Source organism: Streptomyces sp. NPDC032940 (genome assembly GCF_040636935.1).
Taxonomy (GTDB): domain Bacteria; phylum Actinomycetota; class Actinomycetes; order Streptomycetales; family Streptomycetaceae; genus Streptomyces.
Genome location: NZ_JBEZVJ010000011.1, coordinates 182643 through 196990, shown reverse-complemented (window position 1 = coordinate 196990; position 14348 = coordinate 182643). Strand labels below are relative to the sequence as shown.

The following is a 14348-nucleotide window of genomic DNA, read 5'->3' as shown; positions in this document are numbered from 1 at the left end:
GGGGGGGGGGGGGGGGGGGGGGGGGGGGGGGGGGGGGGGGGGGGGGGGGGGGGGGGGGGGGGGGGGGGGGGGGGGGGGGGGGGGGGGGGGGGGGGCGGGGGGGGGGGGGGGGGGGGGGGGGGGGGGGGGGGGGGGCGCCCCGCGCCCCCCCCCCCCCACCGCGGTGGGGCGTGGTCAGCGGCGCGGGGCGGCGGACCCGCCTGCCGAGCCGTTGAACGTGAACTGCGAGCCGGGCTCCTTCACCACGTCGCCCTCGGCCGAGTCGGTGATCGTCACGTCGGTGAGGGTGGCGCTCCCGCGCGCCCCGCCCATGGCGAGGATCCCGGAGCCGTTGTTGGACTTGTCGATGGTGACGTTCTTGATCTGGACACCGGGCATCGCGCCGCCGCCCGTCTTGAACTGGATGCCGTCGTAGGTGGAGTCGTGGATCTCGGTGTCGCGGATCGTGACGCCCGGGATGTCCTGGCCCTGGGCGAACAGGGTGATCGCGCCGAACTCCTGGGCCTCGCCCCAGAACGCGCCGCCCGTGCGGTACAGACCGTTGTTGGCGAGCAGCGTCTGGCCGGAGAAGGGCAGCGGGTCGTGGTCGGTGGCGAGCATGATCCCCGGGTAGTTCATGGTGTCGGAGATCAGGTTGTTCTCGACCGAGTTGCCGTGACCGCCGTAGACCGCGACGCCGTTGGCCCGCCAGGGCAGCTGGATGGTGTTGTTGCGGAAGTGGTTGTCGTGGCCGACGTCGACGGTGGTGTCCTTCACGTATTTGTTGGCCCACACGGCGAGCGCGTCGTCGCCGGTATTGCGGAGGGACGAGTTGTAGACGGTCGAGTTGCGGGTGCCGTTGGAGAAGTTGACGCCGTCGGCGTAGGTGTTGCGGATGCGTACGCCGTTGAACTCCAGGCCGTCGGCGGGGCCCCACAGCTCGGGGATGTTGGAGTAGTCCCGGCCGACCCAGGCGCCGACGTTGGAGTGCTCGATCCATACGTTGGTGATCCTGGTGTTCTTGCCGAAGCGGCCGTTGAGCGCGACGCCGCCCTCGGCGCCGCCGTCGCCGCCGCGGATGGTGCCGGAGCCGAAGATCGCGATATCGGAGATCCTGGTGTTGTCGTCGATGTCGAAGCCGAAGTTGCCTTCGTGCGGGTGGTTGATGCCGCCCGCGTCCTGCGGCTCGATCAGCGAGTACAGCTGGGAGTGCCACATGCCGGCGCCGCGGATCGTGACGTCGCGGATGCCGACCTGGTTGTACTGGCCGCGGTTCTGGGGGTCGTCGGTGAGGATCTTCTTCTCCTGGCGCCACTGTCCCGCCGGGATCCAGACGCAGGGGATCTCGCCGTTCTGGTCCGCGGTGACGGCGCGCTGGAGGGCGTCCGCGTCGTCGAGGCCGTCGTTGGGCACGGCCCCGTACTCGGTGATGGAGACGCACTCCGCGGGCTTGGCGGCGGCGGGGGCGACCTGCTCCAGGTCGAGGAGGTCGATGACGTAGAAGGCGGCGTTGTCGTCGGCGTCGCGCTGGAGACGGAACGTCGTGCCCGCCGGGTAGGTCTGGGTGAGCAGGGCGTGGGACTCGTCGAACAGGCGGCGGGCGTCACCGCCGGGCCGGTTGGTCAGGCCCTCCGGGTCGTCGGTCGTGCCGTAGAGCCAGCTGTGCCTGGACGACAGGCCGAGCTTGCGGACGAACTTCCCGTCGGCGTAGAGGCTGATCGTCGCCTCCTGGCCGCCGCCGCCCGCCGCGTCCGGGATCGAGTTGCGCACGACGACCGAGTTGGACGGCGTGGTGGAGGTGAACTCCACGTACTGTCCGGTCGAGTCGAGCCGGACCGACTGGCGGCCGGAGGACTCGGTGGCGAAGTTGGTGTGCCCGAAGGTCCGCTTGGCGTCGGTCTTCAGCAGGGTGCCGTGGTAACGCCCGTCCTCCGCCTCGTACTCGGCGTAGGGCACGGCGGCGCCGCGGCCGACGACGAGGGAGCGGGCGAAGGTGTTGTTGTCCTCGTTGGTCTCCTGGACGACGGAGGTGGCGTCCGCCGTGGCGGTGAGGGTGGCTCCGCCGCTGGTGGCGGTCCACTCACCGCTGACGGCCACGTTCACGGTGGCACCGGCGGCGACGGCACCGGTGGTGCCGTTCAGGGTGGTGCCGCCGACGGTGAGCCGGGTGACCGAGCCGGCGGGCACGGCGCTGGTGCCCCGGTTGTGCACGGCGACGGTGAAGCCGACCTTGGCTCCGACGGCCGGGCTGGCCGGGTCGGTGGTGATGCCGGTGACCTCGAGGTCCGGGCCGGGGGCCTGGCCGACGACCAGCTTCGAGGCGGCGTTGCGGCTGTTGTTGCTGTTGTCGAGTTCGGCGACGGAGTCGGAGGGGTCGACGACCGCGGAGACGGTGTAGCCGCCCATGGGCCGCTTGCCGACCTGTACCGGCACCTTCACCGACGCCCCTGGGGAGAGGGCGCCCACGGCGGCGCTGCCGGCGACGGTGCCTTCGAGGCTGACGTCCACCGTGGTGGCGGGCGACGCGGCGCTGCCGTCGTTGCGGACGGTGGCCTCGACGGTGACCGCGTCCGACTCGGAGGGCGCGGCGGGGGACCAGGTGAGCGAGGTGACGGTCAGGTCGGGCGCGGGCGCGGCGGCGCCGACGACCTCGAACTCCGCGACCTGTCCCCCGCCGGCGCCGGTGTTGCCGGAGAACTCCAGGCGCACGTCCGCGTAGCGGCCCGAGACCGGGATGGTCACGGTGTTCTTGTTCTGCGCCGGGCTGAAGGTGTAGTCGGCGCGGTTCTTCAGGACGGTGAAGCCGGAGGCTCCGGCCGCGCGGCCCAGCACCTGGATGCTCTGCGTGCGGGCGGCCCAGACCGGGTCGGGGTTGAGTTTGACGACCACGCCGCTCAGGTCCGCGTCGGCGCCGAGCCGGGTGGTCAGGGTCGACGGCTGGCCGCTCGCCTCCCAGTAGGTGGCCGTGCTGCCGTCGTTGGCGTTGGCGGCGACGTAGTTCTGGGTCGTCGAGGAGGCCTCGATCGGTTTGCGCAGGGCGAGGTTGGTGCCGGCGGGCGGTGTCCCCGGGTCCTCGCCTCCGGCGTCGCCGTGGACCTCCACCTCGGACAGCTGGGCCGCGTTCCAGCCGGTGTTGCCGGTCACCTGGACCCGGACGTAGCGCGCCTCGCCCTCGACGCCCACGGTCACGGTGCCCGCGGCGTCCGGGGAGAAGGTCCTCGCCGCGCCCGCGGAGAGGGTGGCGAAGTCCTGGCCGTCGGTGCTGCCCTGGACGCTGACGGTCTCGGTGCGCGACTCCCAGGAGGCGGGGAGCTTCAGCACGACGTCGTCGAGGCCGGTCGTGGCGCCGAGATCGATCTGCACCCACTGCGGGAACGATCCCGCGGGGCCTTCCCAGTACGAGGCCTGGCTGCCGTCGGTGATGCTGCTCGCCGGGTAGCCGCCGTGGGCCCCGCTCGTCGTCACCGGCCGGCCCAGCGCCAGGTTCGGTCCCTCCGCCGCGACGGCCCGGGCCGTCGCGGGCGTCGCCCCCGCCGTGACCAGGCCGGCGCTGAGCAGACCCGCCGTCGCGAGGCCGGCGCAGATCCGCCGCCCCGCATGTCTTCCTCGCACGACGCGCATGACGCGCATGACGCCCATGACTCTCATGGCTTTCACGGCTCTCATGAGGCTCCCTCGTTCCCTTTCCCTCGGTGCCCGCACACCGGTGCGCCGTGCGCCCGGCCCAGCTCGCCGCGGGGCGGCGCGGGCACGCCGAGAGGCGGTGGGCTTGGGGTACGGCGGACCGGTGTGCCTGGTCGGTGGTGGAGTGGTGCAGCGGGCCCAGAAGAAGCCGAGGTGACGCCGGACCCGCTCAAATCCAAAAGTTGAGTGATTTCGTCAATCTTTTGCAGCGCTGAGGTGACAGGTTTCTACCGTGTATCGACTTTGTCAACGGCTGGGGACGGGAGGGCACTTGGGGGCCAGCACGCCGGGGCCGGGTCTCGCCTCGCCTGACGTCGGCGGCGAGGTGTGGTCGCGGGAGGGATCGGGCGTGGTGAAGATTCCGTGGAGGGGCGGCACATGACGAGGCCGCCGCACGGAGGTGCCGGGCGCCGGCCGGTCCCCGTGTCAGACCCCTGTGCGAGCGTGGGACACGACAAGCGTTCGACATGCCGGAGAGGGACGACAAGATGGCACCGGACAGTGACGGTTGGTCGGGTATGGGCTGGGACTGGAAGGATGTCGACGACATTCGCCGCCGCCTCGGCGAAGGCGCCGATCCGGAGAGGTGGAGCGGGGGCCGGCCGCTCCATCGTGCGGCGGTGTTCGGATCCCCGGAGGTCGTCACGGAGTTGGCCGGCCGTGTCACGGATGTGGACGCGCTGGAGCACGGGGTGACGGCACTGTGGGAGGCCGTCGTGTGCGGAAAACCGCACAACGCGCGCGCCCTCGCCGCTGCCGGGGCCGACCCGTGGCGGCCTTCGATCGGAGGCTGGTCACCGGGGCGCCTGAGTCTGGCGGGACCGACCCCGGACCTCTTCCCGGTGCCGGAAGGGATGGGCCTGACCGACGCGGAGCGTGCGGCAGCCGAGGAGGGCCGGCGGCTCACCGCGGCGCTGGGCACCTTCGACTATGACGGTACGGGGCTGGCCTGCGTGGCCGGGATCGACGCGGAGGAGGCGGTGCGCCGTCTGGAGGCGACGCCGGTCGAGGCGGACGTCCTCGACGAGGAGCTGGAATACCCGTACGCCTACGACACCGACGAGATCCTTCAGATCATCGGCGTCACCACCGTGCCGGGCGGCTGTGTCCTGACACAGCCCTGGGGGTACGCGCCGCAGATGCCCGGCGTGCTGACCAGGCTGTCCGCCGGCACGGTCTGCTACGGGCTGTATGCCAATCCCAAGAGCGGCAACCAGGGCAGTATCGCCCGTGACGGTGCCATCGAAGGCTGGGATCTGCACCCCGGCGGCGGGCCGGACGAGGGCGACACCCCGGAGGAGGTCCTGGCCTCGTACCTCTTTCACTACGACGCGGTGGCGTACTCCTGCGCCTTCGTGGGACTGCGCCCGACGGACAACCGCGCCGTGGCCGGACCGCCCGACGTGTGGGTCGAGCTGCCGCACCGCGACTACTGGAGCCACTGACCCGGCGGTGCCTCGCCCACGGTCAAGTCGTCACCCGTGCCCGGGCGTTGTCGTGTCCGGTGTGCGCAGCGACAGAAGGGCGACGTCGTCGAGGCCGGGCGGCCGGACCCGGCGCAGGAGTTGGTCGGCGAAGGACGGCAGGGGCCGGTGGGCGAGGGCCGCGGCGTGCTGGCGCAGCCGGTCCAGCCCCTCGTCCAGGGTGCGGCCGGGCACTTCGACGAGGCCGTCGGTGTAGAGAAGGAGCGTGCACCCCGGTGGCAGCAGGACGGTGGCGTCCGGACGGGAGGCGCCGAGGCCGGTGCCGAGCAGCAGGCTGTGTCCGCCGGTGAGGTAGTCGGTCAGGCCTTCGCGGGTGACGAGCAGGGGCGGGGGGTGACCCGCGTTGGTCCATGACAGCCGCCAGGGTCCGTGTTCCGTCCTGATGACGCGGGCGAAGACCAGCGTGGCCATGGAGACGTCGGTGATGGGCATGATCGCCTCGTCGAGGCGCTCCACGACGCGGCTGGGCGGCTCCTGCTGCGACCAGGCGTAGGCACGGAGCATGTTGCGCAGCTGGGCCATCCCGGCCGCCGCCTCCAGATCGTGGCCGACGACGTCCCCGACGGCCAGTGCGGTCGCCCCGTCGGACAGGACGAACGCGTCGTACCAGTCCCCGCCGACCTGGGAGGCGTCGGGGGCGGGCAGGTAGCGGACGGCCAGTTGCAGCCCGGGGACGCGCGGCATCTGGGGCAGCAGGTGATTCTGCATGGTCTCGGCGACGGCGCGCTGGCGCTGGTAGAGGCGGGCGTTGTCCAGCGCGAGGGCGGCGCGGCGGGCCACGTCCTCGATCAGAGGGAGGTCGGTGGCGGAGAAGTCGGCCGCCGTGTCCGCCCGGCCCAGGGTGAGGGCTCCCAGGACCTCACGGGTTCCCCTCAGGGGGACGATGGCGGCGGAGCGCATGCCGGTGGCGTCGAAGAGGCGACGCTGTTCGACGGCGATGCCGGAGTCCGGGGTGCCCTGGTAGGTGCCGGGTCCGGCGAGCGCAGAGGCGACGCCGCGCAGGGCGCGGGAGAGGGGCATCGGTGATTCCTCGGGTACCGGCGGCATCGGTCCCTCGAGGTCGTCGCGGTGGACCAGGCGGTCCCCCTCGACATGCACGACGGCGGTCCGCCACACCTCTTCGTGTTCGGTGATCAGGTCGATGACGGCCCAGTCCGCGAGCCGGGGCAGAACCAGGGCCACCAGCCGGCGCAGCGTCTCGTCGACGTTGAGTGTCGAGGTCAGCTGCGTGGTGGTCTCGGCGAGCAGGGCCAGCCGTTCGAGTTCACTCATGGACTCCGCGGGCCGCTCCGGACGCGGTTCGGCGGAGCGTTCGTGCTCGCGCGGGTGAAAGATGACGAGGGTGTGCGCGTCGTGGCCGTGGACGGTGTAGGGGGCGATGAGCCAGGAGACGGGCAGGACGGAGCCGTCGGCGCGGGCGAAGTGGTCGAGCTCGGCCTGAGCCGGGCGTCCGGCGTGGAACGCCTGCCGCATGCCGCACCGGGTGGCGGGCAGCTGCTGGCCCTGCGGTCCCCGGTGCAGCAGGTCGTGGGCGTCCTGGCCGGCCATGTCCTTCGCCCGGCGGCCCAGCAGTTCCTCGGCACGGCCGTTGACGGCCACGACGCGGCCCTGCTCGTCGACCACGTACGCTCCGGTGCCGATGACCTCAAGAACCTCGGTGACCTGGGGGCAGGGCGCGTCCCGGCACGGGTGGTGGCCGGTGTCCGTGTCCTTCACGCCTGCCATGTCCGGGCCTCCTCGTGACCGTGCGCCGCCTCCGTCCCGCTCGTGCTCATGACGGCCTGCGGAGCCTGTTCCTTCATATGCCCCACGGAGGCACAGAAGTCTCACGTCCACCGCGCACTGCTTCGGCCCGTGTTCCACGGGGGCGGACGCCGCACCGGCCCAGGCACGTGCGCGCGAGCCTCCGGCACGGGCCTGGGCCGGGGGACGGGTGGGGCCGTCGTCACCGGCTGCCGGCCGGGACCAGGTGGTCACCGGCGATGCCGGACTTCTCGGGGCGGTAGTAGTCCCTGATCCCGTCCGTACCGGAGCAGCCGGAGATGCAACAGGCGCGGCGGGATTCCGGCTCAGACCGCCGCCACGGCCCCTGGGCTCCGTCACCCGGCGATGGGGACGGCGCGGCCGGTGACGTGGACCCGCGCACCCTGCGGATCCGTTCGCACGATGAGCTCGCTCGGCCGGCCCATGTCCTCCCCCTGCCGGACGGTGACCACACCGGACGCGGGCAGGGCGCCGAGCGTGCGCAGGTAGCCGCCGAACGCGGCCGCGGCCGCTCCGGTCGCCGGGTCCTCGACCACGCCCCCCACGGGGAACGGGTCCCGCGCGTGATACCGCTGCTCGTCCTCACGCCAGACCAGGTGCACGGTCGTCCAGCCGTGCTCGCGCATGAGGGCGGCCAGCGCGTCGAAGTCGTAGTCGAGGCCGGCCAGCCGGGCCCGGGAGCCGACGGCCAGGATCAGGTGGTCGTTGCCTGCGAAGGCGACGTGCGGCGGCAGTTCGGGGTCGAGGTCGGCGCTGTCCCAGCGCAGGGCGGACAGCGTCGCGTCCACCTCGTCGGCCCGCGCCGGCCGCGACCGGGTCGGCACGCTGGTGAGCGTCGCCCGCACCGCGCCGTCGGCGTCCGTCTCCGTGGTCACCAGGATCTCGCCGGCAGGGGTGTCGAAGGCCAGATCACCGGTGCCCAGACGTTCGGCGAGCGCCACCGCCGTCGCCACGGTGGCGTGGCCGCAGAAGGCGACCTCGGCGAGCGGGCTGAAGTACCGGAGCGTGAACCGGCGCCGCTCCTCGTCGTGGGAGGTGACGAACGCCGTCTCCGAGTAGCCGACCTCGGCGGCGATCGCCCCCATGCGGTCCGGGCCGAGCAGCGCGGCGTCGAGGACGACACCGGCCGGGTTTCCACCGTCGGGGCGGGAGGTGAAGGCCGCGTAGCGCAGCACGTCGACGACAGGCGAGGAAGTGGTCATGGGCCTCATGATTCCGCTCCTGGCTCATGAAATCCAACGATGGTTTCTCATCTACTCCATCGAGAAAGACGATGGCACGGCTTAAGGTGCGGTGATGGACACCCGGCTGCTCCAGACCTTCGCCACACTCGCCCGGACCGGCAGCTTCACCGGCGCCGCTGCCGAACTGCGGCTCGCACAGTCCACGGTCACCGTGCAGATCAAGTCGCTGGAGAAGGTGCTCGGCGCCAGGCTCTTCGACCGCATGCCGCGTGGCGCACTGCTCACCGAGGCGGGTCGCCGCCTCGTCCCGCTGGCCGAGGACGTGCTGGAAGCCGAGTCGCGCCTGCTCACCGCGGCCGACGGGGAGGGACCGGTCACCGGCACCGTGACGGTCGGCGCGGGCGAGACCCTGTGCTCGGCCCACCTGCCCCAGGTGATCGCCGCACTGCGCGGCTCGCACCCGCGGATCCAGGTGCACCTGGAGGCCTGCGGCACGGCCGGCGCGGTGGAGGGGCTGCGGGCGGGTGTGCTCGACTGCGCGCTGCTGCTCGAGGACGAGGTCGACCACCCGGACGTCGTCGCGGAGCGTCTGACCGGCCAGCCTCTGGTGCTGCTGGCCGCACCCCACCACCCGCTCGCCGGGCGTGACTCCCCGGTGACCTGGCCGGAACTGGCCGAGGCGGAGTTCTTCCTGCACGAGCAGGGCTGCTCCTACAGCGACCGGCTCGCCGGCCGTCTCCGGGCCGTCGCCGGAGCGCGGCCCCGTCTGACCCGGTTCGGCAGCATCGAGGCCGCCCGTTCCTGCGTCGCCGCAGGGCTGGGACTGACCGTCCTGCCCCTGGCCAACGCGGCTCCCTCGCTCCGTGACGGGACGCTCGCCGCGGTGCCGGGTCCCGCCCTTCCGGACGTCTCCGTCCTCCTCGCCCGCCACCGGCGCCGTGGCCCCAGCGCCGCCGCCACCACCGTCACCTCACAGCTGCGGCGGCACTTCGGCGCGGTGCGACGGGCGACGCCAGGGACGCAGGAGGGTTGAGACGGCCACGCGCCTCGGGACGGACGGCCCGGCACCGCAGGTGTGCGGTGCCGGGCCGTCAGGTCCGACGTGCTGCCCCGTCAGCCCTGCCGGGCCTTGAAGCGCGGGTCCTTCTTGTTGATCACGTAGGTCACTCCACGCCGGCGCACCACCTGGGCGCCGGGCCTGGCCTTCAGCGAGCGCAGCGACTTGCGTACCTTCATCGCGGTGTTCCTCCGGGGGGTCGGGCGGGCAGGGGCGAGGAGCGGCGAGCCGCTGCGGGTCAGCGCGCCTCGCGGAAGAGGACGTGGCCGCCGGCGACCGGGTCGTACTTGCGCAGGACCAGGCGGTCGGGGTCGTTGAGACGGTTCTTGCGGGTCACGTAGGTGACACCGGTGCCGGCCGTGGAGGTGAGCCGGACGACCGGACGTGTGGTGCTGCGTGCCATGGGGGTGCTCCTTCCGCCCGAGTCGACTGACTCGGACATGTCATACGTACGGTCCGACGCCCGTGACGGGTGTCGCATTCCCCACGAAGGACTGTGGGGGTGGCGGCCGCGCGGGCGAGTCCTGCGAGGCTTCGACCGGACGATCGTCCCCGCAGCGGGGAGGTGATGCCGGGGGGCGCTGCTCCCTCCGCGGTCACGGTCGCCACAACACGGCCGCCCGCATCGGCATTCCCGGCCCGTGGAGGCCCGGGGGCCACGCCGGCGTCGGCGCCGTGTGCTGCCCGGCCGGCTCCTGAGGCGGGCCGGTCGAACGATCACGGCGGCCGGGGCCGGGGAACCGAGGGCGGCGCTACTCGATCAGTGCGTCCGCGGCGACGACCAGGAGGCCGATCAGCATGTCCACGAGCCCGGCCCGGCAGGAGGACAGCCAGCCGAGACCAGCGGTACGGGCGGCGGAGAATCCCAGGCCGAACAGCGCGACGGTGTTGAGCAGCAGCGCCACGTCGACCGCCGTGTCCTCGCTCCACCACTCGGCGACCGCGCCGAGCAGGAGCAGCACGGTGGGCATCACGGAGACGACCAACGGCCACTCGGCGAGCACGGCCCGCAGTCTGCCGGGCCGGGCCGCCCCCTCGGCGGACGCACGGTGGGCGATGACGTGCGCGTATCCGTGGGCGGCGGCCGACGCCCCCGCGGTGAGCAGCACCCACAGCGCGTCCTGACCGGGATCGGCGTGCTCCCCCGGCACGTCCAGCGCGGACACCAAGGCGCTGGCCAGCACCAGGCCGTAGATGCCCCGGAACAGCCAGCGTTCCGCGAGCTCGGGCCGCATGCCTCCCCTCGGCGCAGTGCCCTGGGACGGTACGTGCGGGGAGTGGTCGGGCATCGCATCGCCTCGGAGCAGGAGGAGAACCGGGTCACCCCATGCTCACCCGCACGCCGTCGGCGGCCACGGCGCCACGCGGGGCGGCACCGCTCACCGGGCGCGATGACTTTCCGGCTCGGCAGCGGTCACAACCCGTACGCACCCGCACAGGAAGGACAGCACGATGTCAGGCCTCATGGTGGACTTCATCATCTCGCTCGACGGCTACGCGTCCGCGGACGGCTGGCCCGGCCTCTGGGGTATGGGAGGACCCGAGTATCTCGCGTGGCTCGACACCGACGAACAGAAGCGGCACACCACCCTCATGGGCGCCAGGACCTACCGGCTGATGTCCGGGTTCGCCGCCGAGATGCCCGACGATCCCGGCTTCGCCGGGCTGACCGCGATGCGGAAAGTGGTGTTCTCCCGGACTCTGGAGGCGCCGCTGTCCTGGGACAACACCGAGTTGGTCCGGGAGGACGCCGTAGCGGCCGTGGGGGACATGAAGCGGCGAGACGCGGGCCCTCTGCGCACCCTCGGCAGCCTCGCGCTCTGCCGGTCGCTGCTCACCGCCGGGCTGGTCGACCGGTTCCGTGTGGTCGTCTTCCCGGTCATCACCGGCGCCACCGGGAAGGAGCGGATCTTCGACGAGTATCCCGACGTCGCTCTCGACCTGGCCGAGAGCCGCACCTTCGACGGCCGGCTCCAGCTCCTGGAGTACGGTCCCACCGTCCTCGACGGGCCGCCGGGGGCCGGCGACTAGAGCCCGCGGACAGGAGCCACGCCCGGCTCGGCTACCGTGCCGGCCCTGGCTTCTCCGCGAACACCCACCGGTTGCCCGCCACCGCGTCGTCCTCCTCGGGCAGGGGGCCGCGTCCGTGCCGGTGGGTGAAGTCGAAGGGCGTGTGGCCCGAGGTGGATCAGCCGCTTGCCGCCGGACGAGTCACGGAGTCGGGCCGTTCCTCCGTGCTGAACAGGTGGAGCAGATCGATGCCGGGCCGCTCACGCGTCGCGGCTCTCCGCGTTCCGTGAAGGGGCCGGGGCGGAGCGGTCGGGCTGCGGTGATGCCGCGTCCGGGCGGGAGTGTGGGGCCGCACACGGCGGGTTGCCATCGCCGCACCCGATGAGAGACGGTGGTCGGACAGCAGCCGCTCGCCCTTGAGGAAGATTGAGGGTTCTCTCCGGAGGTGTCCCTCACGTGTCCGCGTTCCCCTACGGCGCCCGTACCGACGCCTCCGGCGTGGTGGGCACCGCCGCCGTCCCGTTCCCGGTGGTGGTCCTGGACGCCGCAGGACAGGTGACGGAGCTCCACGGCACCGCGAGAGCCCTGCTGCCCGAGGCCCGCGTCGGTGCGGCCCTGTCGTCCCCGGACTGGCTCGTCGCCGCGCACCGCACCCCCGGCACCGGCCCGGTCAGCGGCGCGGTGGGAGAGGCGTTCTTCTCCGCCCACCCCTCCGCGCTCTCCGACGGCGGCACAGCCTGGTGGCTGGTCGAGGAGACCGCCCACCGGACAGCCGTGAGGGAACTGGCGGCGGAGCGCGAACGCACCCGCTTCCTGTCCGAGGCCTCCAGCGCCTTGCTGGCGTCGCTGAACCTGGAGCGGTGCATGGAGGTCACCGCCCGTCTGGCCGCCGAGCACCTGGCCGACGCGGCACTGGTCATCTCACCGACCTCCGCCAGGAAGCTGCCGGTGGTGGTCTGCGACCAGCACGGACGTCTGGTCCACCGCACCGTCTCCGGCGCCGTGCAGGACGTACCGGGTCTGCCGGAGGCGCTGCGGGGCTTCCCGCCGGTGCCCTCCCGCTGGATCGACCCCGCCACCGCTCCCGACTGGCTGGTCCCGGAGGGCTTCGGCGAGGTCGGCTCGCTGGCGATCACACCACTGCCCGGCCACGGCGTGCCGGCCGGTGCCCTGATCCTGCTGCGCCGCGCGCCGCAGACCGCGTTCAGCAAGTCGGAGGAGGCGTTCGCCGGTCTGTTCGCCGCCCGGGCCGGTGCGGCGATGTCCGCGGCGCGACTGTACGCCGAGCAGAACACGATCACCGACACCCTCATGCGTGACCTGCTCCCACCGGCTCTGCGGCAGGTGAAGGGGGTGGAGTTCGCCGGCGGCTACCGGGCCAGCGTCGACACCGACCGAGTCGGCGGTGACTTCTACGACGTCCATCCGGCGAGCGAGGACTGCCCCGAATCGCTCACCGTGCTGGGGGACGTGGCCGGCAAGGGCCTGGAGGCGGCGGTCCTCACCGGCAAGATTCGCAACACCCTGCAGGCCCTGCTGCCCATGGCGGGCGACCACGGCCGGATGCTCCGGCTGCTCAACAACGCCCTGCGCAACAGCCACTCCACACGTTTCGTGACCCTCGTCCTGGCATCCGCCCGCCGTGAGGAGCGCGACGTGGTGCTGCGCCTGACCGCAGCCGGGCATTCCCCGCCGCTGATCATGCGTCAGGACGGCACCGTGGAGGAGGCGGACACCGGCGGGACCCTGATCGGCGTGCTGCCCCGGATCACCACCCGCACCGCCGAGCTGCGGCTCGCGCCGGGCGAGACCTGCCTTCTCTACACCGACGGCGTCACGGAGGCCAGGGGCGGCCCCCTGGGCGACACCATGTTCGGGGAGGAGCGCCTGCGGCGTGCCCTGCTCGACTGCGCCGGAATGCCCGCCCAGGCCGTGGTCGAGCGCGTCCAGATGCTCGTCGACGAGTGGATCGGGGACGGACGCCACGACGACATCGCCGTGCTGGCCATCACCGCTCCCCGGGGCACACATCTGAGTGCCGTGGACGGCACGACCGCGGGCAGGTACACAGCATGACGAACTCTCCCGCTCCCGGCCTCGGCAGCGAGCCCGGCCGGCACCGCGTCGGCGCCCGGCTCACCTCCTCCTTCGGCGACGAGCGTGCCGGGGCATGGGCGGACAAACTCTGGACGGCCGCCCGGGCGGCGGACGAGTACGCGGCGCTCGACGTCGTCGCCGACGCCCTGGACGCCGGGCTGGACGCGGAGACGGTCCTGCTGGAGGTGATCGGCGCCGTCCAGCACAGAGTGGGAATCGAGTGGGCTGCCAACCGCATGAGCGTCGCCGACGAGCACGCCGCCACCGCCATCAGCGACCGTGCCATCGCCGCTCTGCCCGTCCGGCGTCCCCACGCCTTCGTCGGCAAGGTGACGGTCGCCTGCGTGGACAAGGAGTGGCACGCCCTGCCCGCACGCCTGCTCGCCGAGACACTCCGGCTCAGGGGATGGCGGGTCGGCTACCTCGGTGCCCAGGTGCCCACGGCGCATCTGATCAGCCAGATCCACCGCACCGGCGCGGACGCCGTCTGTCTGTCCGCCGCGCTGTCCACCCGTCTGCCCGTGGCCCATGCCGCGATCACCGCCGTCCAGGCCGTCGGCACACCGGTCATGGTGGGTGGCCTCGCCTTCGGCGTCGACGGACGCTACGCCCGCCGGCTGGGCGCCGACGCCTGGGCGCCCGAGGCGCGCGCCGCCGCCGACCGGCTCTCCGCCGGCTTCCTGCCTCGCCCCAGGCCTCCGCACCAGGCTCTCGACGACCTGCCGCACCTGGCCGACCAGGAGTACACCATGGTCGCCCGGTCGTCCCGCAGCCTGGTGCGCGAGACCTTCCGGCGCCTGGAGGAGCGCCTCCCCGCGATGGCCGGCTACGACGACGACCAGCGCGAACGCACCGCCGAGGACATCGCCCACATCGTCGGCTTCCTCGCCGCCGCCCTGTACGTGGACGACCCCGGCCTCTTCACCGACTTCCTCACCTGGACCGGTGACGTCCTCACGGCTCGCGGCGTCCCGGCGCAGTCCCTCCTGCCGGGCATTCACCTGCTGGAGGAGCAACTGCGCGACTTCCCCCGCACCCGGCGCTTCCTCGACGCCGGACGCACCACGCTCGCCGCCCGCCCCTGACCCT

The 14348-nt window shown here is 72.8% G+C and carries 11 protein-coding genes and 1 pseudogene; 5 read left to right on the top strand and 7 right to left on the bottom strand.

Going from position 1 to position 14348, the window contains the following annotated elements:
- Nucleotides 1-174 precede the first annotated feature (174 nt).
- Entirely contained in the window at nucleotides 175-3591 is a 3417-nt protein-coding gene (locus AB0E77_RS17100; protein ID WP_361570893.1) for a CARDB domain-containing protein, read from the bottom strand.
- Between the two features lie 560 nt (nucleotides 3592-4151).
- Here AB0E77_RS17100 and AB0E77_RS17095 point away from each other — a divergent pair.
- Nucleotides 4152-5108: an ankyrin repeat domain-containing protein gene (locus AB0E77_RS17095; protein ID WP_361570860.1), complete on the top strand. Its 957-nt coding sequence runs from the start codon at nucleotides 4152-4154 to the stop codon at nucleotides 5106-5108.
- Between the two features lie 30 nt (nucleotides 5109-5138).
- Here the strand turns inward: AB0E77_RS17095 and AB0E77_RS17090 are convergent, their stop codons facing one another.
- On the bottom strand, nucleotides 5139-6872 hold the full coding sequence (locus AB0E77_RS17090) for a SpoIIE family protein phosphatase (RefSeq protein WP_361570857.1): 1734 nt from the start codon (nucleotides 6870-6872) through the stop codon (nucleotides 5139-5141).
- Between the two features lie 374 nt (nucleotides 6873-7246).
- Nucleotides 7247-8113: a PhzF family phenazine biosynthesis isomerase gene (locus AB0E77_RS17085; protein WP_361570854.1), complete on the bottom strand. Its 867-nt coding sequence runs from the start codon at nucleotides 8111-8113 to the stop codon at nucleotides 7247-7249.
- A 94-nt stretch (nucleotides 8114-8207) separates the two neighbouring features.
- Between AB0E77_RS17085 and AB0E77_RS17080 the strand changes: the two genes are divergently transcribed.
- A complete protein-coding gene (locus AB0E77_RS17080) occupies nucleotides 8208-9128 on the top strand; it encodes a LysR family transcriptional regulator (RefSeq protein WP_361570851.1) in 921 nt (306 codons plus the stop codon).
- Between the two features lie 80 nt (nucleotides 9129-9208).
- On the opposite strand, the gene ykgO is transcribed toward AB0E77_RS17080, so the two are convergent.
- The 3 genes from ykgO to AB0E77_RS17065 form a co-directional block, all read right to left on the bottom strand.
- On the bottom strand, nucleotides 9209-9331 hold the full coding sequence (ykgO, locus tag AB0E77_RS17075) for a type B 50S ribosomal protein L36 (RefSeq protein ID WP_064731309.1): 123 nt from the start codon (nucleotides 9329-9331) through the stop codon (nucleotides 9209-9211).
- Nucleotides 9332-9390: 59 nt separating this feature from the next.
- A complete protein-coding gene (gene rpmG, locus AB0E77_RS17070) occupies nucleotides 9391-9555 on the bottom strand; it encodes a 50S ribosomal protein L33 (RefSeq protein WP_161164061.1) in 165 nt (54 codons plus the stop codon).
- 349 nt (nucleotides 9556-9904) lie between these two features.
- Nucleotides 9905-10441: a hypothetical protein gene (locus AB0E77_RS17065; protein WP_361570848.1), complete on the bottom strand. Its 537-nt coding sequence runs from the start codon at nucleotides 10439-10441 to the stop codon at nucleotides 9905-9907.
- A 163-nt stretch (nucleotides 10442-10604) separates the two neighbouring features.
- Here AB0E77_RS17065 and AB0E77_RS17060 point away from each other — a divergent pair, with 163 nt between their 5' ends.
- Complete coding sequence (locus tag AB0E77_RS17060; protein WP_361570845.1) at nucleotides 10605-11183, top strand: dihydrofolate reductase family protein; 579 nt, start codon at nucleotides 10605-10607, stop codon at nucleotides 11181-11183.
- 31 nt (nucleotides 11184-11214) lie between these two features.
- Here AB0E77_RS17060 and AB0E77_RS17055 read toward each other — a convergent pair.
- A pseudogene (locus tag AB0E77_RS17055) lies at nucleotides 11215-11433 on the bottom strand (SAM-dependent methyltransferase); the annotation flags it as partial.
- Nucleotides 11434-11690: 257 nt separating this feature from the next.
- On the opposite strand from AB0E77_RS17055, the gene AB0E77_RS17050 reads away from it, so the two are divergent.
- Nucleotides 11691-13238 carry a PP2C family protein-serine/threonine phosphatase gene (locus AB0E77_RS17050; protein ID WP_361570890.1) on the top strand — a complete coding sequence of 516 codons (1548 nt, stop codon included), beginning with the start codon at nucleotides 11691-11693 and terminating at the stop codon, nucleotides 13236-13238.
- Nucleotides 13235-14344: a cobalamin-dependent protein gene (locus AB0E77_RS17045; protein WP_361570842.1), complete on the top strand. Its 1110-nt coding sequence runs from the start codon at nucleotides 13235-13237 to the stop codon at nucleotides 14342-14344. Before AB0E77_RS17050 ends, AB0E77_RS17045 begins: the two co-directional genes overlap by 4 nt.
- Nucleotides 14345-14348: the final 4 nt, after the last annotated feature.

Coding starts and splice junctions, on each gene's coding strand:
- AB0E77_RS17095 (WP_361570860.1), top strand. CDS start 4,152: ATGGCACCGGACAGTGACGGTTGGTCGGGTATGGGCTGGGACTGGAAG.
- AB0E77_RS17090 (WP_361570857.1), bottom strand. CDS start 6,872: ATGGCAGGCGTGAAGGACACGGACACCGGCCACCACCCGTGCCGGGAC.
- AB0E77_RS17085 (WP_361570854.1), bottom strand. CDS start 8,113: ATGACCACTTCCTCGCCTGTCGTCGACGTGCTGCGCTACGCGGCCTTC.
- AB0E77_RS17080 (WP_361570851.1), top strand. CDS start 8,208: ATGGACACCCGGCTGCTCCAGACCTTCGCCACACTCGCCCGGACCGGC.
- ykgO (WP_064731309.1), bottom strand. CDS start 9,331: ATGAAGGTACGCAAGTCGCTGCGCTCGCTGAAGGCCAGGCCCGGCGCC.
- rpmG (WP_161164061.1), bottom strand. CDS start 9,555: ATGGCACGCAGCACCACACGTCCGGTCGTCCGGCTCACCTCCACGGCC.
- AB0E77_RS17065 (WP_361570848.1), bottom strand. CDS start 10,441: ATGCCCGACCACTCCCCGCACGTACCGTCCCAGGGCACTGCGCCGAGG.
- AB0E77_RS17060 (WP_361570845.1), top strand. CDS start 10,605: ATGTCAGGCCTCATGGTGGACTTCATCATCTCGCTCGACGGCTACGCG.
- AB0E77_RS17045 (WP_361570842.1), top strand. CDS start 13,235: ATGACGAACTCTCCCGCTCCCGGCCTCGGCAGCGAGCCCGGCCGGCAC.